General features: G+C 61.8%; 28 protein-coding genes. 27 read left to right on the top strand and 1 reads right to left on the bottom strand.

The window, feature by feature from the left end; all coding sequences use genetic code 11:
• Nucleotides 1–201: 201 nt before the first annotated feature.
• From rpsL to AC1DEY_RS02805, 5 genes are all read left to right on the top strand, one after another.
• A complete protein-coding gene (gene rpsL / locus AC1DEY_RS02825; RefSeq protein WP_018773658.1) occupies nt 202–576 on the top strand; it encodes a 30S ribosomal protein S12 in 375 nt (124 codons plus the stop codon).
• Nucleotide 577: 1 nt separating this feature from the next.
• On the top strand, nt 578–1048 hold the full coding sequence (gene rpsG / locus AC1DEY_RS02820; RefSeq protein ID WP_011692813.1) for a 30S ribosomal protein S7: 471 nt from the start codon (nt 578–580) through the stop codon (nt 1046–1048).
• A gap of 69 nt (nt 1049–1117) precedes the next feature.
• A complete protein-coding gene (gene fusA, locus AC1DEY_RS02815) occupies nt 1118–3232 on the top strand; it encodes an elongation factor G (protein WP_441407836.1) in 2115 nt (704 codons plus the stop codon).
• A gap of 265 nt (nt 3233–3497) precedes the next feature.
• The gene (gene tuf, locus AC1DEY_RS02810; RefSeq protein ID WP_441407837.1) at nt 3498–4688 is read left to right on the top strand and encodes an elongation factor Tu; all 1191 of its coding nucleotides are present in this window, start codon (nt 3498–3500) and stop codon (nt 4686–4688) included.
• A 130-nt stretch (nt 4689–4818) separates the two neighbouring features.
• Nucleotides 4819–4944 (top strand): hypothetical protein, encoded by a 126-nt coding sequence (locus AC1DEY_RS02805; RefSeq protein ID WP_476866668.1) that lies wholly within the window; start codon nt 4819–4821, stop codon nt 4942–4944.
• A gap of 17 nt (nt 4945–4961) precedes the next feature.
• Here the strand turns inward: AC1DEY_RS02805 and AC1DEY_RS02800 are convergent, their stop codons facing one another.
• Nucleotides 4962–6386, bottom strand: a complete 1425-nt coding sequence (locus AC1DEY_RS02800) for a GH1 family beta-glucosidase (RefSeq protein WP_476866667.1) — start codon at nt 6384–6386, stop codon at nt 4962–4964.
• Between the two features lie 406 nt (nt 6387–6792).
• On the opposite strand from AC1DEY_RS02800, the gene rpsJ reads away from it, so the two are divergent.
• The 22 genes from rpsJ to AC1DEY_RS02690 all read left to right on the top strand — a co-directional run bounded on the left by rpsJ (nt 6793) and on the right by AC1DEY_RS02690 (nt 18964).
• Nucleotides 6793–7101 (top strand): 30S ribosomal protein S10, encoded by a 309-nt coding sequence (gene rpsJ / locus AC1DEY_RS02795; RefSeq protein WP_003803825.1) that lies wholly within the window; start codon nt 6793–6795, stop codon nt 7099–7101.
• Nucleotides 7102–7118: 17 nt separating this feature from the next.
• Nucleotides 7119–7769: a 50S ribosomal protein L3 gene (gene rplC, locus AC1DEY_RS02790; RefSeq protein WP_003803812.1), complete on the top strand. Its 651-nt coding sequence runs from the start codon at nt 7119–7121 to the stop codon at nt 7767–7769.
• A 4-nt stretch (nt 7770–7773) separates the two neighbouring features.
• Nucleotides 7774–8394, top strand: coding sequence for a 50S ribosomal protein L4 (gene rplD, locus AC1DEY_RS02785; protein WP_026537568.1), 621 nt, complete (start codon nt 7774–7776; stop codon nt 8392–8394).
• Nucleotides 8391–8696 carry a 50S ribosomal protein L23 gene (rplW, locus tag AC1DEY_RS02780; RefSeq protein WP_018773664.1) on the top strand — a complete coding sequence of 102 codons (306 nt, stop codon included), beginning with the start codon at nt 8391–8393 and terminating at the stop codon, nt 8694–8696. Before rplD ends, rplW begins: the two co-directional genes overlap by 4 nt.
• Nucleotides 8697–8725: 29 nt before the next feature.
• Nucleotides 8726–9565, top strand: a complete 840-nt coding sequence (gene rplB, locus AC1DEY_RS02775; protein WP_390203585.1) for a 50S ribosomal protein L2 — start codon at nt 8726–8728, stop codon at nt 9563–9565.
• Between the two features lie 12 nt (nt 9566–9577).
• Nucleotides 9578–9859: a 30S ribosomal protein S19 gene (gene rpsS / locus AC1DEY_RS02770; RefSeq protein ID WP_018773666.1), complete on the top strand. Its 282-nt coding sequence runs from the start codon at nt 9578–9580 to the stop codon at nt 9857–9859.
• Nucleotides 9860–9897: 38 nt separating this feature from the next.
• Nucleotides 9898–10263, top strand: a complete 366-nt coding sequence (gene rplV, locus AC1DEY_RS02765; RefSeq protein WP_003803798.1) for a 50S ribosomal protein L22 — start codon at nt 9898–9900, stop codon at nt 10261–10263.
• Nucleotides 10264–11097 (top strand): 30S ribosomal protein S3, encoded by an 834-nt coding sequence (rpsC, locus tag AC1DEY_RS02760; protein ID WP_441407840.1) that lies wholly within the window; start codon nt 10264–10266, stop codon nt 11095–11097.
• Nucleotides 11098–11514, top strand: a complete 417-nt coding sequence (gene rplP / locus AC1DEY_RS02755) for a 50S ribosomal protein L16 (RefSeq protein ID WP_018773668.1) — start codon at nt 11098–11100, stop codon at nt 11512–11514. It abuts the gene before it with no gap.
• A gap of 2 nt (nt 11515–11516) precedes the next feature.
• On the top strand, nt 11517–11846 hold the full coding sequence (rpmC, locus tag AC1DEY_RS02750) for a 50S ribosomal protein L29 (RefSeq protein WP_066436863.1): 330 nt from the start codon (nt 11517–11519) through the stop codon (nt 11844–11846).
• A complete protein-coding gene (rpsQ, locus tag AC1DEY_RS02745; protein ID WP_441407841.1) occupies nt 11843–12154 on the top strand; it encodes a 30S ribosomal protein S17 in 312 nt (103 codons plus the stop codon). The genes rpmC and rpsQ overlap by 4 nt, the downstream gene beginning before the upstream one ends.
• 581 nt (nt 12155–12735) lie before the next feature.
• Entirely contained in the window at nt 12736–13104 is a 369-nt protein-coding gene (gene rplN, locus AC1DEY_RS02740) for a 50S ribosomal protein L14 (RefSeq protein WP_003803789.1), read from the top strand.
• Nucleotides 13105–13107: 3 nt separating this feature from the next.
• A complete protein-coding gene (rplX, locus tag AC1DEY_RS02735) occupies nt 13108–13467 on the top strand; it encodes a 50S ribosomal protein L24 (protein ID WP_024366125.1) in 360 nt (119 codons plus the stop codon).
• Nucleotides 13467–14048 (top strand): 50S ribosomal protein L5, encoded by a 582-nt coding sequence (gene rplE / locus AC1DEY_RS02730; protein WP_018773672.1) that lies wholly within the window; start codon nt 13467–13469, stop codon nt 14046–14048. The genes rplX and rplE overlap by 1 nt, the downstream gene beginning before the upstream one ends.
• 94 nt (nt 14049–14142) lie before the next feature.
• Complete coding sequence (gene rpsH / locus AC1DEY_RS02725; protein ID WP_441407842.1) at nt 14143–14541, top strand: 30S ribosomal protein S8; 399 nt, start codon at nt 14143–14145, stop codon at nt 14539–14541.
• An 18-nt stretch (nt 14542–14559) separates the two neighbouring features.
• Nucleotides 14560–15096, top strand: a complete 537-nt coding sequence (rplF, locus tag AC1DEY_RS02720) for a 50S ribosomal protein L6 (protein ID WP_011692797.1) — start codon at nt 14560–14562, stop codon at nt 15094–15096.
• Nucleotides 15097–15098: 2 nt separating this feature from the next.
• Nucleotides 15099–15482 carry a 50S ribosomal protein L18 gene (rplR, locus tag AC1DEY_RS02715; RefSeq protein ID WP_018773674.1) on the top strand — a complete coding sequence of 128 codons (384 nt, stop codon included), beginning with the start codon at nt 15099–15101 and terminating at the stop codon, nt 15480–15482.
• 26 nt (nt 15483–15508) lie between these two features.
• A complete protein-coding gene (gene rpsE, locus AC1DEY_RS02710) occupies nt 15509–16189 on the top strand; it encodes a 30S ribosomal protein S5 (RefSeq protein WP_377985280.1) in 681 nt (226 codons plus the stop codon).
• 3 nt (nt 16190–16192) lie between these two features.
• Nucleotides 16193–16399 (top strand): 50S ribosomal protein L30, encoded by a 207-nt coding sequence (rpmD, locus tag AC1DEY_RS02705; RefSeq protein ID WP_160664304.1) that lies wholly within the window; start codon nt 16193–16195, stop codon nt 16397–16399.
• A complete protein-coding gene (gene rplO, locus AC1DEY_RS02700; RefSeq protein ID WP_441407843.1) occupies nt 16400–16891 on the top strand; it encodes a 50S ribosomal protein L15 in 492 nt (163 codons plus the stop codon). It begins immediately after the preceding gene.
• A gap of 187 nt (nt 16892–17078) precedes the next feature.
• Nucleotides 17079–18389: a preprotein translocase subunit SecY gene (secY, locus tag AC1DEY_RS02695; protein ID WP_441407844.1), complete on the top strand. Its 1311-nt coding sequence runs from the start codon at nt 17079–17081 to the stop codon at nt 18387–18389.
• Nucleotides 18390–18394: 5 nt separating this feature from the next.
• Nucleotides 18395–18964, top strand: a complete 570-nt coding sequence (locus tag AC1DEY_RS02690) for an adenylate kinase (RefSeq protein ID WP_441407845.1) — start codon at nt 18395–18397, stop codon at nt 18962–18964.
• Nucleotides 18965–19196 lie beyond the last annotated feature (232 nt).

The raw sequence follows: 19196 nt of genomic DNA, 5'->3' as shown, positions 1-19196 counted from the left end.
AGGGTTCTTGTGCAACGTATGCCACATTTTCGCATGCCTAGGGGCAGTTCAGGTCGAAAGTCCTTGGACCCCGGCGTGCGGTCCGACTATTAAGGCTTCGCCTCAGCTGCTCTGGAGAGAACTTCAAAGCTCGGGCGGCGAGGCGCAGCGACAAGAGAGCGGCCGCCAACGGCCGCTCCGGATAAAACGGAGAACACGAGAGTGCCTACGATTAACCAGCTGGTCCGCAAGGGCCGCACGCCGAAGGTCAAAAAGACCAAGGCCCCCGCGCTTAACGGCAGCCCCATGCGCCGCGGTGTCTGCACCCGCGTGTACACGACGACCCCGAAGAAGCCGAACTCGGCTCTGCGTAAGGTTGCTCGCGTGCGCCTCAACGGTGGCATTGAAGTCACCGCTTACATCCCCGGTGTAGGCCACAACCTGCAGGAGCACTCCATTGTGCTCGTTCGCGGCGGCCGCGTGAAGGACCTTCCGGGTGTCCGCTACAAGATCGTCCGTGGCGCCCTCGATACCCAGGGTGTCAAGAACCGTAAGCAGGCTCGCAGCCGCTACGGCGCAAAGATGGAGAAGAAGTAATATGCCTCGCAAGGGTCCGGCCCCCAAGCGGCCGCTAGTTCTAGATCCCGTTTACGGCTCCCCGCTGGTCACCCAGCTCATCAACAAGGTGCTGGTTGACGGCAAGAAGTCCACCGCAGAGCGCATCGTTTACGGTGCACTCGAGGGTGCTCGCGCCAAGTCCGGCGGCGACCCCGTTGCAGCCCTCAAGAAGGCCATGGAGAACGTCAAGCCTTCGCTTGAGGTCCGCTCCCGCCGCGTTGGTGGCGCCACCTACCAGGTTCCCGTTGAGGTCAAGCCGGGCCGTTCCACGGCCCTCGCCCTCCGCTGGCTGGTTGGCTACTCCAAGGCCCGCCGCGAAAAGACCATGACCGAGCGCCTCCAGAACGAAATCCTGGATGCCTCGAACGGTCTCGGTGCCGCTGTGAAGCGTCGCGAAGACACCCACAAGATGGCCGAGTCCAACAAGGCCTTCGCACACTACCGCTGGTAATACTTCCCGGACGCCGCCGGCTCGAAAGAGCCGGCGGCGAACGTGCAGTCCATCCGAAAGGGAGACACCGTGGCACAGGACGTGCTTACCGACCTTAGCAAGGTCCGCAACATCGGCATCATGGCCCACATCGATGCCGGCAAGACCACTACTACCGAGCGCATCCTGTTCTACACGGGTGTGAACCACAAGATCGGCGAAACGCACGACGGCGCTTCGACGACTGACTGGATGGAACAGGAAAAGGAACGCGGCATCACCATCACGTCTGCCGCCGTGACCTGCTTCTGGGAAAACAACCAGATCAACATCATCGACACCCCCGGCCACGTTGACTTCACGGTCGAGGTTGAGCGCTCCCTGCGCGTCCTCGACGGCGCTGTCGCCGTGTTCGACGGCAAGGAAGGTGTGGAGCCGCAGTCCGAGACTGTTTGGCGCCAGGCCGACAAGTACAACGTTCCGCGCATCTGCTTCGTCAACAAGATGGACAAGCTCGGCGCTGACTTCTACTTCACCGTCGACACCATCATCAGCCGCCTCGGTGCCAAGCCGCTCGTCATGCAGCTGCCGATCGGCGCCGAGAACGACTTCATCGGCGTCGTCGACCTCCTGTACATGCGTTCGCTGGTTTGGCCCGGCGACTCCAAGGGTGACGTCACCATGGGTGCCAAGTACGAGATCCGCGAGATCCCGGCTGACCTCCAGGCGAAGGCCGAAGAGTACCGCGCAACTCTCGTTGAGACTGTTGCCGAGGCCTCTGAGGAACTCATGGAGAAGTACCTCGAGGGCGAAGAGATCAGCATCGATGAGCTCAAGGCCGGCATCCGCAAGATGACGATCAACTCTGAGCTGTACCCGGTCTTCTGTGGTTCCGCGTTCAAGAACCGCGGCGTCCAGCCGATGCTCGACGCCGTCGTGGATTACCTGCCGAACCCGCTCGACGTCCCGCCGATGATCGGTCACGATCCCCGCGACGAAGAGAAGGAACTCACCCGCAAGCCGTCCTCTGAAGAGCCCTTCTCCGCACTGGCCTTCAAGATCGCCGCGCACCCGTTCTTCGGTCAGCTCACCTTCATCCGCGTGTACTCCGGTCACGTGGAAGCAGGCTCGCAGGTGGTCAACTCCACCAAGGGCAAGAAGGAGCGCATCGGCAAGCTGTTCCAGATGCACGCCAACAAGGAAATGCCCGTCGAGGGCGCTACCGCCGGCCACATCTACGCAGCGATCGGTCTGAAGGACACCACCACGGGCGACACCCTGTGCGATCCGTCCAACCAGATCGTCCTCGAGTCCATGAGCTTCCCGGAGCCCGTGATCTCGGTTGCGATCGAGCCGAACACGAAGGGTGACCAGGAGAAGCTCTCCACGGCCATCCAGAAGCTCTCCGCTGAGGACCCGACCTTCCAGGTCTCCCTCAACGAGGACACCGGCCAGACCATCATCGCCGGCATGGGCGAGCTCCACCTGGACATCCTGGTGGACCGCATGCGCCGCGAATTCAAGGTTGAGGCGAACGTTGGCAAGCCGCAGGTTGCTTACCGCGAGACCATCAAGCGTGCTGTAGAGCGTCACGACTACACGCACAAGAAGCAGACCGGTGGTTCCGGCCAGTTCGCAAAGATCCAGATCGCGATCGAGCCGCTGGACACTGCGGAAGGCGAGCTGTACGAGTTCGAGAACAAGGTCACTGGTGGCCGCGTTCCGCGCGAGTACATCCCGTCCGTCGACGCCGGCATCCAGGATGCGCTCAACGACGGCGTCCTGGCCGGTTACCCGGTTGTCGGCATCAAGGCGACGCTGATTGACGGCGCTTACCACGATGTTGACTCCTCGGAAATGGCGTTCAAGATCGCCGGCCGTATGGCTTTCAAGGAAGCCGCACGCAAGGCGAACCCTGTTCTGCTCGAACCGCTGATGGATGTCGAGGTCCGCACCCCTGAGGAATACATGGGTGAAGTTATCGGTGACCTCAACTCCCGCCGTGGCCAGATGCAGTCCATGGAGGATGCCCAGGGCGTCAAGGTTATTCGCGCGCACGTCCCGCTGTCCGGCATGTTCGGCTACATCGGTGACCTGCGGTCGAAGACCCAGGGCCGCGCTGTGTACTCCATGACGTTCAACAGCTACGCCGAGGTCCCGAAGGCAGTTGCCGACGAGATCATCCAGAAGAACCGCGGCGAGTAGTCCCTAGGACGCATCGCAGCAACGAAAACTCGGATGGGCCTCCGCCAGCGGAGATTCATCTGGTGCAGGCGGCCGGACTCCGGTCAGCTGTAGTCCGGCCAGGCCGGAGTGCGGCCGTCTGCACGAACAGGCTCTAGGCACTAGCATTAGTACCTGAATCTGCAATTTCACCAATCCAAAGCCCCCCAAGTAGACTTACTGGAGTTTCTGTCGCGACAAGCGCGGCCGAAGGGTAAGTCATTTGAAAACGTTCTAGGAGGAACCTGTGGCAAAGGCAAAGTTCGAGCGGACTAAGCCGCACGTTAACATCGGTACCATTGGTCACGTTGACCACGGTAAGACGACGCTGACGGCCGCCATTTCCAAGGTGCTGTACGACAAGTACCCGACTCTCAACGAGAAGCGTGACTTCGCGTCGATTGACTCTGCTCCCGAAGAGCGTCAGCGCGGCATTACCATCAACATCTCCCACGTTGAGTACCAGACCGAGAAGCGCCACTACGCACACGTAGACGCTCCGGGTCACGCTGACTACATCAAGAACATGATCACCGGCGCTGCTCAGATGGACGGTGCAATCCTCGTGGTTGCCGCCACTGACGGCCCGATGGCACAGACCCGTGAGCACGTTCTGCTCGCCCGCCAGGTTGGCGTTCCCTACCTGCTGGTCGCGCTGAACAAGGCTGACATGGTCGATGACGAAGAGCTCCTCGACCTCGTCGAAATGGAAGTTCGTGAGCTGCTCAGCTCGCAGGGCTTCGACGGCGACGAGGCTCCCGTTGTTCGCGTTTCCGGCCTGAAGGCCCTCGAAGGCGACCCCGTCTGGGTCAAGTCCGTTGAGGACCTCATGGCAGCAGTCGACGAGTCCGTTCCGGACCCGGTACGCGACCGCGACAAGCCCTTCCTGATGCCGATCGAAGACGTCTTCACGATCACCGGCCGTGGCACCGTTGTTACGGGCCGCGCCGAGCGTGGAACCCTCGCGATCAACTCCGAGGTCGAGATCGTCGGCATCCGCCCGGTCCAGAAGACCACGGTTACCGGTATCGAGATGTTCCACAAGCAGCTCGACGAAGCATGGGCCGGCGAGAACTGTGGCCTCCTGCTCCGCGGTCTGAAGCGCGACGATGTCGAGCGTGGCCAGGTTGTCGTCAAGCCGGGTTCCATCACCCCGCACACCGACTTCGAGGCTAACGTCTACATCCTCTCCAAGGACGAAGGCGGGCGTCACAACCCGTTCTACTCCAACTACCGCCCGCAGTTCTACTTCCGCACCACGGACGTAACCGGCGTTATCACCCTGCCGGAAGGCACGGAAATGGTTATGCCCGGCGACAACACTGAGATGACCGTTGCGCTCATCCAGCCGATCGCAATGGAAGATGGCCTCGGCTTCGCTATCCGCGAAGGCGGCCGCACCGTTGGTTCGGGACGCGTCACCAAGATCATCAAGTAGTACTTGCTGATCATGGTTATCCTGGCCGGTTGACGGTCACGGAAAACCAAAGAACAGCCCCGCTGCACACGCAGCGGGGCTGTTCTTTTTAAGTTCCTGATACCTTTACAGGAGGGGAAAGGAGCTCACCATGGGCTGGTTCATTTTTCTGCTCATCGTCGTCGCGGCAGTCGTCGTGTTCTTTTGGGCGAAGCGGCACTTCCGCCAGGAGATAGAGCGCGCCAAGCGCATCAACCGGGCGAACCGCAACCAATAACCCTGCGGGGGAGGAACTCAGGCGCGCCGGGCCCGCGCAAGCGCCTGGTACCAGTAGTACGAGTCCTTGGGCGTGCGCTGGAGCGTCTTGAAATCCACATGCACCAGGCCGAAGCGCTGTGAGTAGCCCGCCGCCCATTCAAAGTTGTCCATGAGCGTCCAGACGTAGTAGCCGAGCAGGTCGACGTCGTGGGCTATTCCGCCKGGTGAGGTGGCGTCCACCGCCTGGGCCAGGTGTGCGGCGAGGTAGCTGATCCGTCCGGCGTCGGGGATGGGGCCGGTGACGTGGTCCGGTTCGGGGAAGCTCGCGCCGCTCTCGGTGATGTAGAGCGGCGGCAGGGCCTCGCCGTATCTGTCCTTCAACTCCCGCAGCAGGATCCCCAGATGGTCCGGGGCGACCGGCCAGCCGAATCCGGTGCGCTCGTACTCCGGGAACGCGGCGAGATGGAACGGGATCTTCAGCAACTCCTCCACGGTTCCCGAGGGGGTGTTGACGCCGCGCCCCGTGGCCACCTTCACGGGGTAGTAGTAGTTCAGGCCATAGAAATCCAGCGGCTGGTGGATCGTGGCCAGGTCCGCATCGGAGACTCTCCCCAGGGACCGGAACCACGGCCGGGCGATCAGCGGCGGCTTGGGAAAGCGGCCCAGGAGGATCGGGTCCGCGTAGAGACGGTTCAGCACGAGGTCGAACACCCTGGCCAGCAGCCGGTCCGTCAGCGACCCGGAAGCCGGCCGGACGGGGGAATGCAGGTTCGTCACGCCGACGCCGCCGCGGACCCCCGCCGCCCGCAGGGCCTGCACCGCGAGGCCATGGCCCAGGAGCTGATGGCGCACTGAGGGCAGGGCATCGAAGAGCAGGCCGCGGCCGGGGGCATGGATGTCCATGGCGTAACCGTTGAGCGTGACCGAGGCCGGTTCGTTCAGCGTCACCCACTGCGCGACGCGGTCGCCGAACCGCTGGCCTGCCGCCGCACAGTACTCGGCGAACCGCTCCGCCGTCGAACGGTTCATCCAGCCGCCCCGGTGCTCGAGGGGGAGCGGGGTGTCCCAATGGTAGAGGGTGGCCATGGGGGAGATGCCGGCGGCGAGCAGCCGGTCGATCAGGCGGTCATAGAAGTCCAGGCCCGCGGCGTTGAACCGGCCGGTGCCCGCAGGCTGGACCCGCGGCCATGAGATCGAGAAGCGGTAGGAGTCGATTCCGAGCTCGCGCATGAGCCCGACGTCTTCGGCCGCCCGGTTGTAGTGGTCGCAGGCGACGGCGGGGGAGTGGCCGTGCAGGATGTTCCCCGGCTTCTCGGCAAAGGCATCCCACCCGGAGGGCCCGCGGCCGCCGGCCGCGAGGGCGCCCTCGATCTGGAAGGCCGCGGAGGCAACTCCCAGGGTGAACCCGGGGCTCAGGCGTGCGGCGAGAGCCTGAACTGCTACAGAGTCCTGCACAGTCATGCCCCTATCATCCATTCGATGGCGGTTCAGGACAACGACCCAAGGTCAGCTGCCTGCAGTGACTGCACTGCCGTGCAGCGCCCTGATTCGCTTCTGCCCATAAAATCCGGCATACTAGATGAGTTGTTCAAGCGCTCTTTCGCGTCCCGATCCGGATAATGCCGGGTGCCAGGGTCCAGGTAAGAGACCAAACATAACCCACTCCCCACGGAATTGCGGACGAGTACGTGTGAAAACGTGCGACACGCCCGACCGCGGGGGTCGGTTACGCCGGCAGGTTGAGGAACCCGGATTTTTCCGGATTCAGCTTGTGCGGCGGGTGGTAGTCACGACTTCAAATGCTTCGGCAGCCACATACAACAGGTAAGTAAACAGAGCAGCATTTACTGAAAGAGAGTCAGGCGACATGGCGGGACAAAAAATCCGCATCCGGCTGAAGTCATACGACCACGAGGTCATTGACGTTTCAGCACGGAAGATCGTTGAGACGGTCACGCGCGCAGGCGCAACGGTAGTCGGCCCCGTGCCGCTGCCGACGGAGAAGAACGTTTACTGCGTTATCCGCTCTCCGCACAAGTACAAGGACAGCCGCGAGCACTTTGAAATGCGCACGCACAAGCGTCTGATCGACATCATCGACCCCACGCCCAAGGCTGTTGACTCGCTTATGCGTCTCGACCTGCCGGCCGACGTGAACATCGAAATCAAGCTGTAGGGAGGTGCTGAGAGACTATGACCGCAACCCGTAACGTAAAGGGCCTGCTGGGCACGAAGCTCGGCATGACCCAGGTCTGGGACGAGAACAACAAGCTCATCCCCGTCACTGTGGTCCAGGCTGACTCGAACGTCATCACGCAGCTGCGCAATGCAGAAACTGATGGCTATGTCGCCGTTCAGATCGGCTACGGCCAGATCGATCCCCGCAAGGTCACCAAGCCGCTGGCTGGTCACTTTGAAAAGGCAGGCGTCACGCCTCGCCGCCACGTCGTAGAACTGCGCACTGCAGATGCTGACTCTTACGAGCTGGGCCAGGAGCTCTCCGTTGAGCTCTTCGAAGCCGGCCAGAAGATCGACGTCGTTGGCACCACCAAGGGTAAGGGCTTCGCCGGTGTTATGAAGCGTCACGGCTTCCACGGCGTTGGAGCTTCCCACGGTGCCCACAAGAACCACCGTAAGCCCGGTTCAATCGGTGGCGCATCCACCCCGAGCCGCGTCTTCAAGGGCATGAAAATGGCCGGCCGCATGGGCGCCGTTCGTCACACCACGCTGAACCTCACGGTCCACGCGGTTGACGTCGAGAAGTCGCTGCTCCTTATCAAGGGCGCCGTTCCCGGTGCCCGCGGCCAGGTCGTACTCGTACGCACCGCCGTGAAGGGAGCCTAGTTCAATGACTAGCACTGTCAAGGTTGACCTGCCTGCAGAGATCTTCGACGTACAGACCAACGTGCCGCTGCTGCACCAGGTCGTCGTTGCCCAGCTCGCTGCTGCTCGCCAGGGTACCCACAAGACCAAGACCCGCGCCGAGGTTTCCGGTGCAGGTCGCAAGCCGTTCAAGCAGAAGGGCACCGGCCGCGCCCGTCAGGGTTCCATCCGTGCTCCTCACATGACCGGTGGTGGCGTTGTCCACGGCCCCACGCCGCGTGACTACAGCCAGCGCACCCCCAAGAAGATGATTGCTGCTGCACTGCGCGGCGCACTCTCGGACCGCGCCCGCAACGGCCGCGTCCACGTCGTTGCTGACCTGGTTGCCGGCTCCAAGCCGTCCTCCAAAGAAGCACTGGCAACCCTGCGCGGAGTTTCCGAGCGCAAGAACCTGCTCGTTGTCATTGAGCGCGCCAACGACGTTGCTGCACTGTCCGTGCGCAACCTCGAGGAAGTTCACGTTCTGTACGCAGACCAGCTGAACACCTACGACGTGCTCGTTTCCGACGACGTAGTCTTCACCAAGGCTGCCTACGAAGCATTCGTTGCTGACAAGGTTGCAAAGAACGAGGAGGATGCCAAGTGAGTGCAGCCACCATCAAGGACCCGCGCGACGTCGTGCTTGCACCCGTTGTCTCGGAAAAGAGCTACGGCCTGATCGATGAGGGCAAGTACACCTTCCTGGTGGACCCCCGTTCGAACAAGACCGAGATCAAGCTGGCCGTGGAGAAGATTTTCTCCGTCAAGGTCGAATCGATCAACACCATCAACCGTGCCGGTAAGCGCAAGCGCACCAAATTCGGCTGGGGTACCCGCAAGAACACCAAGCGTGCCATTGTGAGCCTCAAAGAAGGCACTATCGACATCTTCGGCGGTCCGCTTTCATAGCGGAGACCACTTTAACGAGGAAATAAATTATGGGAATCCGTAAATACAAGCCGACTACCCCGGGCCGTCGCGGCTCGAGCGTAGCGGACTTCACTGAAATCACGCGGTCGACGCCGGAAAAGTCGTTGGTACGTCCCCTCCCGAAAAAGGGTGGCCGTAACAACTCCGGTAAGATCACGACCCGTCACAAGGGTGGTGGACACAAGCGCCAGTACCGTCTGATCGACTTCCGTCGCCACGACAAGGACGGCGTCAACGCCCGCGTTGCCGAAATCGAGTACGACCCGAACCGCACGGCTCGGATCGCCCTCCTGCACTACGTTGATGGCACCAAGCGTTACATCATCGCCCCGAACAAGCTGTCCCAGGGCGACTTCGTAGAGGCCGGCGCCGACGCTGACATCAAGCCCGGCAACAACCTTCCGCTGCGCAACATCCCGGTCGGTACCGTAATCCACGCAGTCGAACTGCGTCCGGGTGGCGGCGCCAAGATGGGCCGCTCCGCCGGCGCATCGATCCAGCTCGTTGCAAAGGAAGGCCGTTTCGCCCAGCTGCGTCTGCCTTCCGGCGAAATCCGCAACGTTGACGTGCGCTGCCGCGCAACCGTCGGCGAGGTCGGCAACGCCGAGCAGTCGAACATCAACTGGGGCAAGGCTGGCCGTATGCGCTGGAAGGGCGTTCGCCCGACCGTCCGTGGTGTCGCCATGAACCCGGTCGATCACCCGCACGGTGGTGGCGAGGGTAAGACGTCCGGTGGACGTAACCCCGTCAACCCGAACGGTAAGCGCGAAGGCCGCACCCGCCGTCCCAACAAAGAGAGCGACAAGCTTATTGTTCGTCGCCGTCGTACTGGCAAGAACAAGCGATAGGAGCCTGGACACATGCCACGCAGCCTGAAAAAAGGTCCTTTCGTTGACCAGCACCTCTTTGTGAAGGTAGCCAGGGAAAACGAAAAGGGCACCAAGAACGTCATCAAGACCTGGTCCCGCCGCTCGATGATCGTCCCCGACATGCTCGGCCACACGATCGCCGTACACGACGGACGCAAGCACATCCCCGTGTTTGTCACTGAGTCGATGGTCGGGCACAAGCTCGGCGAATTCGCTCCCACGCGGACATTCCGCGGCCATGTCAAGGACGACCGTAAGGGCAAGCGCCGCTAGGCGCCTGCACTTACGTCAAAGACGAGAGAAGGAAAGCAATGGAAGCCAAGGCAATTGCGCGTCACATCCGCGTAACGCCTATGAAGGCCCGGCGCGTCGTCAACCTTGTTCGTGGTAAGCAAGCGAATGAGGCTCTGGCAATTCTGAAGTTTGCCCCGCAGGCAGCTTCGGAGCCGGTATTCAAGGTAGTTCAGTCGGCAATCTCCAACGCCCGGGTCCTCGCGGACCGCGACGGCGTGGCGTTTGACGAAGGTGACCTCATCATCAGCGAAGCGTTTGTTGATGAAGGCCCGACCATGAAGCGGTTCCAGCCGCGAGCCCAGGGTCGTGCATTTCAGATCAAGAAGCGCACGAGCCACATCACCGTGGTAGTCGCTACCCCGGAGAAAGAGGAGGCTCGCTAAGTGGGACAGAAAGTTAACCCGCACGGGTTCCGACTCGGCATCACCACCGATCACGTATCGCACTGGTTTGCTGACAGCACCAAGGCCGGCCAGCGGTACAAGGACTTCGTTCGCGAAGACATCCGTATCCGCCAGCTCATGTCCACGGGCATGGAGCGCGCCGGTATCGCCAAGGTCGAAATCGAGCGCACCCGCGACCGTGTCCGCGTGGATATCCACACGGCACGTCCGGGCATCGTCATCGGCCGCCGCGGCGCTGAAGCAGACCGCATCCGCGGCGAGCTCGAGAAGCTCACGGGCAAGCAGGTACAGCTGAACATCCTCGAGGTCAAGAACCCCGAGATGGAAGCCCAGCTTGTTGCCCAGGGCGTTGCAGAGCAGCTGACTTCCCGCGTGGCGTTCCGCCGTGCGATGAAGAAGGCCATGCAGTCCGCACAGCGTGCCGGTGCCAAGGGCATCCGGATCGCTTGCTCGGGTCGACTGGGCGGCGCAGAAATGTCCCGCTCGGAGTTCTACCGCGAAGGCCGTGTGCCCCTGCACACCCTGCGCGCGAACATCGACTATGGCTTCTACGAGGCCAAGACCACCTTCGGCCGCATCGGCGTGAAGGTTTGGATCTACAAGGGCGACGTCACTGCCAAGGAACTGGCTCAGCAGGCAGCTGCTGCTCCGTCCCGTGGCCGTGCCGGCGACCGCCCGGGCCGCCCGGGTGGCGCCGACCGTGGTGACCGCCGCCGTCGTCCCGACCGCCCCGCAGCTGAGGCAGCTCCGGCTGCCGCCGAAGCTCCGGCAGTTGAGGCTGCACCTGCTGCAGTAGAAGGAGGACAGGCTTAAATGCTTATCCCACGTCGAGTCAAGCACCGTAAGCAGCACCACCCGGGTCGTTCCGGCGCTGCTACGGGCGGCACCCAGGTCTCCTTCGGTGAGTGGGGCATCCAGGCTCTGAGCCCGGCCTACGTCACGAACCGTCAGATCGAATCTGCCCGTATCGCGATGACCCGCCACATCAAGCGTGGCGGAAAGGTCTGGATCAACATTTACCCGGACCGTCCGCTGACGAAGAAGCCTGCTGAAACCCGCATGGGTTCCGGTAAGGGTTCTCCGGAATGGTGGGTCTCAAACGTCAAGCCGGGCCGGGTTCTCTTCGAACTCTCCGGTGTCAGTGAAGAGGTAGCTCGCGAGGCCCTGCGCCTGGCAATCCACAAGCTGCCGTTGAAGGCACGCATTGTGCGTCGCGAAGGTGGTGAGTAGAAATGGCAGTAGGATCCAAGGAACTTGCATCCGCACAGCTGGACGGTTTCGACAACGAGCGTCTCGTTGAAGAACTCCGCAAGGCCAAGGAAGAGCTGTTCAACCTGCGTTTCCAGTCCGCCACCGGTCAGCTGGAGAACCACGGTCGTCTGCGCGCGGTAAAGAAGGACATCGCCCGCATCTACACCGTTCTCCGTGAGCGCGAGCTGGGCATTCGTGCCGAGGTTGCCGCACCGGTTGTGGAAGCCAAGGAAGAGAAGAAGTCCAAGAAGGCTGCAACCAAGAAGGCCGAAAAGGCTGAAACGGTTGAAACCGAGGAGGATGCCAAGTGACTGAAAAGAAGGACGAGAACGTGACGGAAACTGTTTCCGACGCAGCCAAGGCTGACGAGCGCGGTTACCGTAAGACGAAGCGCGGCTACGTCGTCTCGGACAAGATGGAAAAGACCATCACTGTCCAGGTCGAAGACCGCGTGAAGCACGCCCTCTACGGCAAGGTCATCCGCCGCAACGCCAAGATCAAGGCTCACGACGAAGAGAACAGCGCCGGCATCGGCGACCTCGTGCTCCTCGCCGAGACCCGCCCGCTGTCCGCTACCAAGCGGTGGCGCCTGGTCGAGATCCTCGAAAAGGCCAAGTAGCACCTGCAGCTTTGCTGCTTGTTGATACAGCAGAAGCCCTCGTTCCCCTTTGGGGAGCGGGGGCTTCCGCGTTGCCGGGGACTGCCCAGAGTGGCGGTACCGCCGGTGGCGTCACGCTGGGCAGGCTTTGAGGAGGCGTACGACGCCGTCTGGGCGGGTTTCCGGGGGCCACCCGCGGCCGGTGGGCCCAAAGACTGTCCTGCGTGACGCCGTCGGGCGCTGGCGGACGGCCGCAGCGCATGGCGCGGCGTGCCGGCGCCATAGACAGGCCCCGGCTGGCGTGTGCCGGCGGCAAGGCTGTGATATGGGGATACGCCCAAAACGTGCTAAGATTTTGAGTTTGTATGGCGCCTTTTGCGCGCCGTCATCAACCTCGTAAACAATCGTGCCACGGCATAGTGCCCCCTTGCGCCCCGACTCGTCGGAAACCGCCTGGGAAGCAAATGTTTTTGGCACGGGCGTTTAGGCCTGGTCTGGCAAAATCCAGGCAGGTCAAGAGACACCCCGATCAACCGTTCCGCAAGGCTCATCCCGTAGGAATAATTTCGGTCTGAGAACCAGCGCGACGCAAGGAGTAAATAGTGATTCAGCAGGAGTCGCGACTCAAGGTCGCCGACAACACGGGTGCTAAGGAAATCCTTACCATTCGCGTTCTCGGTGGATCTGGCCGTCGCTACGCAGGCATTGGCGACGTAATCGTCGCTACCGTCAAGGACGCAATTCCGGGCGGCAACGTAAAGAAGGGCGACGTCGTCAAGGCTGTCATCGTCCGTACCAAGAAGGAACGCCGCCGTGCGGATGGTTCCTACATCAAGTTTGACGAGAACGCAGCCGTCATCCTGAAGAACGACGGTGACCCCCGCGGTACCCGTATCTTCGGACCGGTTGGTCGTGAACTTCGCGACAAGAAGTTCATGAAGATCGTTTCTCTGGCTCCGGAGGTGCTCTAGTCCATGGCTAAGATCAAAAAGGGTGACCTCGTTCAGGTCATCACTGGCGCCAAGGCTGAGCGCGGCGGCGACAAGGGCAAGCAGGGCAAGGTTCTGCGCGTCTTCCCCGAGACCAACCGCGTGTTGGTCGAAGGCATTAACCGCGTAACCAAGCACACCAAGGTCGGTCAGTCGCAGCGCGGCACCAAGACCGGTGGCATCGAGGTCGTCGAGGCTTCAATCCACATCTCCAACGTGGCTCTGGTTGACCCCTCCACCAAGAAGCCCACCCGCGTCGGTTTCCGCACCGAGACCGTTGAGCGCGATGGCGTGAAGCGCGAAGTGCGCGTCCGCGTGGCCAAGAGCTCAGGGAAGGACATCTAATGACTGAGACTCTCGAGACTCCGGCAAGCAAGATCGTTCCTCGTCTGAAGACCAAGTACGCCGATTCCATCAAGAACACGCTGACTGAGGAATTCAAGTACCAGAACGTCAACCAGGTTCCCCGCCTGGTCAAGGTCGTTGTGAACATGGGTGTTGGAGATGCCGCCAAGGACTCCAAGCTGATCGACGGCGCTGTCCGCGATCTGACCCTGATCACCGGCCAGAAGCCGCAGGTCACCAAGGCACGCAAGTCGATCGCTCAGTTCAAGCTGCGCGAAGGCATGCCGATTGGTGCACACGCAACCCTGCGTGGAGACCGCATGTGGGAATTCCTGGACCGTCTGGTCACGCTGGCCCTGCCGCGTATCCGCGACTTCCGTGGCCTCAGCGGCAAGCAGTTCGATGGCAACGGCAACTACACCTTCGGTCTGACCGAGCAGGTTATGTTCCACGAGATCGACCAGGATTCCATCGACCGCGTTCGCGGCATGGACATCACCGTCGTGACCACTGCCAAGACCGACGACGAAGGTCGCGCGCTGCTCAAGGCGCTTGGCTTCCCGTTCAAGACCGAAGACTAATCTAGCTACGTAAAAGGTCCGTCCGCGCTGGTCCCGAATTCTGTTCGGATATGCAGCACGGCGGAAACCGTTATGAGGAAGGGCAAGAGCCCACATGACAATGACAGATCCCGTCGCAGACATGCTTACGCGTCTGCGCAACGCTAACTCGGCATACCACGACTCCGTGACCATGCCGTACAGCAAGCTCAAGGCACGCGTTGCCGACATCCTGAAGGCTGAAGGTTTCATTGCCTCCTGGAAAGAAGAAGACGCTGAGGTTGGCAAGAAGCTGACCCTCGAGCTCAAGTTCGGTCCGAACCGCGAGCGTTCAATCGCTGGCGTTCGTCGTATTTCCAAGCCGGGACTGCGCGTTTACGCAAAGTCCACCAACCTGCCGCACGTGCTCGGTGGCCTGGGTGTCGCAATCCTGTCCACCTCTTCCGGCCTCTTGACTGACAAGCAGGCCGGCAAGAAGGGCGTGGGCGGCGAAGTCCTCGCTTACGTCTGGTAACGGGAAAGGAAGAGAATAATGTCACGTATTGGACGTCTCCCCATCACCGTTCCTGCCGGCGTTGAGGTCAAGGTTGACGGCTCTGTCGTCAGCGTCAAGGGTTCCAAAGGCGAGCTGAGCCACACTGTGGCCAGCCCGATCGAGGTTTCCCTGGAAGATGGCACCCTGACTGTCGCCCGCCCGAACGACGAGCGCGCCTCACGTTCGCTGCACGGCCTGACCCGCACCCTGATCGCCAACATGATCCAGGGTGTCACCGCAGGCTACGAGAAGAAGCTTGAGATTGTCGGTACCGGTTACCGCGTCCAGGCCAAGGGTTCTGACCTGGAGTTCGCTCTGGGCTACAGCCACCCGGTTAACGTCTCGGCACCGAACGGCATCACCTTTGCAGTTGAGACCCCGACCAAGCTCTCTGTTTCAGGTATCTCCAAGCAGCAGGTCGGCGAGGTTGCTGCCAACATTCGCAAGCTGCGGAAGCCGGACCCCTACAAGGGCAAGGGCATCCGTTACGCAGGCGAAGTCATCCGCCGCAAGGTCGGAAAGGCTGGTAAGTAACCATGGCGATCGCAATTAACAAGAAGCGTACGAACAAGAGCAAGTCTGCCCAGCGCAGCCGCCGCCAGCTTCGTATCCGCAAGCGCATCTCCGGTACGGCTGTACGCCCTCGTCTGGTCGTCAACCGCTCCGCACGTCACGTATTCGTCCAGGTTGTCGATGACACCAAGGGCCTGACCGTGGCAAGCGCCTCCACATTGGAAGCCGACCTTCGTGCATTCGACGGTGACAAGACCGCCAAGGCCAAGCGCGTTGGCGAACTGGTCGCCGAGCGTGCCAAGGCTGCCGGTATCGAAGCAGTTGTCTTCGACCGCGGTGGTAACAAGTACCACGGCCGGATCGCCGCCGTCGCTGACGGCGCACGTGAAGGTGGGCTGGCACTGTGACCGAAAATAACGAAAAGGACATTCAGGTGACTGAAGCTGTAGCTGCTCCGGCAACTGAGACCGCTGCGCCTGCTACCACCGACGACCGCCGTGGTGGCGCCCGTCGTGGCGAGCGTGGCGACCGCGGCCAGGGCCGTGGCGACCGTGGCGGCCGTGGTGGCCGTGACGGCGGCCGCGAAGCCGAGAAGAGCCAGTTCGTAGAGCGCGTTGTAACCATCAACCGCGTTTCCAAGGTCGTCAAGGGTGGTCGTCGCTTCAGCTTCACCGCCCTCGTCGTCGTCGGTGACGGCAACGGCATGGTCGGCGTTGGCTACGGCAAGGCTAAGGAAGTTCCTGCCGCTATCGCGAAGGGCGTTGAAGAGGCCAAGAAGTCCTTCTTCCGCGTTCCCCGCATCGGCAACACCATCCCGCACCGCGTTCAGGGTGAGGCCGCCGCAGGCGTCGTCATGCTGCGTCCGGCTTCCGCCGGTACCGGTGTTATCGCCGGTGGCCCGGTCCGTGCAGTACTGGAGTGCGTGGGCATCCACGACATCCTCTCCAAGTCGCTCGGTTCCTCCAACGCCATCAACATCGTTCACGCGACCGTTGATGCCCTGAAGCGCCTCGAAGAGCCGGCAGCAGTGGCAGCACGCCGCGGCCTCCCGCTCGACGAGATCGCTCCGCCGGCAATGGTGAAGGCTCTCCTGAACCAGAAGGCAGGTGTCTGAGTCATGGCTAAGAACGTGCTTGTTTCCGACGCTCAGTTGGAGATCACTCAGATCAAGTCCGCCATTGGCGGCAAGCAGAACCAGCGCGACACCCTTCGGTCCCTCGGCCTGAAGCGGATCGGACACACCGTTGTCCGCACCGCCGACGCCGTGACCGTTGGAATGCTCAACACGGTTCCGCACCTGGTAAAGGTAGAGGAGGCGAAGTAAATGGCAGAGAAGAACACCGCCGAAAAGGCACAGGGCGCCGCTGAGAAGCAGAACGCACTGAAGGTTCACCACCTGCGTCCCGCCCCGGGTGCCAAGACCGCCAAGACCCGTGTTGGTCGTGGTGAAGGTTCCAAGGGTAAGACCGCTGGTCGCGGTACCAAGGGTACGAAGGCCCGCTACCAGATCAAGGCTGGCTTTGCCGGCGGCCAGCTGCCGCTGCACATGCGCCTGCCGAAGCTGCGCGGCTTCAAGAACCCGTTCCGGGTCGAGTACCAGGTTGTAAACCTGGACCGGCTCAACGAGCTGTTCCCGGAAGGTGGCGCAGTCACCGTGGAGAACCTGGTCGAAAAGGGTGCCGTTCGCAAGAACCAGCCCGTCAAGGTGCTGGGCACCGGCGACATCACCGTCAAGGTTGACGTCACCGTCCACGCATTCTCGGCCAGCGCCGCAGAAAAGATTGCCGCAGCAGGCGGAAGCACCACCGCCCTCTAACGAGGCGGCGGGGCAGTTGCCCGTTGTTGAAACTCCCGGTATCAGGGGCTCAGGCCCCCGGTGCCGGGAGTTTTTTTCATTTTCCGGGCCCCGCCGATTGTTCGCCGCACGCATCCACCGGTTAGACTCGGTTGTTGGGTTTATTTGACCTATCTCACACGACTTTACTTATTACTCAGGAGGACGCTTGCTTAGCGCATTTGGCCGGGCCTTTCGCACGCCTGATCTGCGACGCAAGTTGTTGTTCACGCTGGGAATCATCACAATCTTCCGCTTGGGTGCCTTCATCCCCTCGCCGGGTGTGAGCTACCAGAATGTCCAGCAATGCTTGCAGAACGGTCAGACCTCGGGCGGCATCTACCAGCTCGTCAACCTGTTCAGCGGCGGTGCATTGCTGCAGGTCTCCATCTTTGCCCTCGGCATCATGCCGTACATCACCGCCAGCATCATCGTCCAGCTGCTCCGGGTGGTCATTCCCCGCTTCCAGCAGCTGTACGAGGAGGGAGCATCCGGGCAGTCGAAACTGACCCAGTACACGCGCTACCTCACGATCGCCCTCGGCCTGCTCAACGCCACCACGCTGGTGTCGCTGGCACGCTCCGGGCAGCTGCTGCCTAACTGCCAGCTGCCGATCATTCCGGACAGCTCGATCGTCACCACGGTCCTGATCATCATCACGCTCACGGCCGGCACCGGCCTGATCATGTGGATGGGCGAGCTCGTGACGGAGAAGGGCGTCGGCAACGGCATGTCCCTGCTGATCTTCACGTCCATCGCGGCAGGCTTCCCCGGCTCGCTCGGTGCGATCTGGAAGGCCCAGGGCCCCGGAACCTTCTTCCTGGTCCTGATCATCGGCCTGCTCACCGTGGGCCTTGTGGTCTTCGTGGAGCAGTCYCAGCGCCGGATCCCGGTGCAGTACGCCAARCGCATGATCGGCCGCCGCACSGTSGGCGGMACCAGCACGTACATCCCCATCAAGGTGAACATGGCCGGCGTCGTGCCCGTCATCTTCGCCTCCTCCATGCTGTACCTGCCGGGGCTGATCTCACAGTTCAACCAGCCCAAGGCCGGCGAACCGATGCAGCCCTGGGTTGAGTGGATCAACAACAACCTGACCAAGGGTGACCACCCGATCTATATGGCACTGTATTTCGCCATGATTGTGTTTTTCACCTACTTCTATGTTGCGATTACTTTCAACCCTGAAGAGGTCTCGGACAACATGAAGAAGTACGGCGGCTTCATTCCGGGCATCCGCGCCGGTAAGCCGACGGCGGACTATCTTCAGTACGTCCTATCCCGGATCACCCTGCCCGGAGCCTTCTACCTCGGCTTCGTGGCACTGATCCCGCTGGTTGCACTCGTCCTGATCAACGCGAACCAGAACTTCCCGTTCGGCGGCACCTCGATCCTGATCATGGTGGGCGTCGGTCTGGAGACCGTGAAGCAGATTGATGCGCAACTACAGCAACGTCACTACGAAGGGCTTTTGCGATGACGAGAATGTTGATTATCGGACCTCCCGGCTCCGGCAAGGGAACGCAGGCGGAACGCATTTCGGAGCGCCTCGGCGTCGTTGCGATTTCCACCGGCGACATCTTCCGCGCCAACGTCAAGGGTGAGACTCCGCTCGGCGTCGAAGCCAAGAAGTACATGGATGCCGGCGACTTCGTCCCGGACAGCGTCACCAACAAGATGGTGCGCGACCGCCTCAGCGAGGACGACGTCGAAAACGGCTTCCTGCTCGACGGCTACCCCCGCACCACCGCGCAGGTGGACTACCTCGATGCGATCCTCGCCGACGCCGACCAGAAGCTCGACGTCGTCCTGCAGCTCACCGCGGACGACGAAGAACTGGTTACGCGCCTCCTGGGCCGTGCCAAGGAAACTGGCCGCAGCGACGACAACGAAGGTGTTATCCGTCACCGGCTGGACCTGTACCACGAGCAGACCGAACCCGTTGTGGCCAAGTACGCCGATCGCGGCATCCTGACCCAGGTGGACGGCATCGGCGCCATCGACGACGTCACCGAGCGCGTCATGGAAGCGATCAAGTCGGCCCAGACCGCCTGAGCCATTCCGGCTAAGGCACTCTTGCCGACGCACTTCTGAAGGGCGCGTTCCGTACCATCGTGTACGGGACGCGCCCTTCGCTGTTGGGTGGCGTTGGCTTTCCTGGCGGCGGCCCGTTCGGGGCTGCTGTGCCAGTGCGGGAGAATAGAGCATGAAGACGTGGGTTGAAAGCCCATGGTGGAGGCCCGGGCTGAAGTGCACCCGGTCCGCGAGAGAAGATTCTGAGGTTCAG

The sequence above is a fragment of the Arthrobacter sp. 05T47 genome, assembly GCF_056395825.1.
This window is presented reverse-complemented; position numbering and strand designations above follow the sequence as displayed.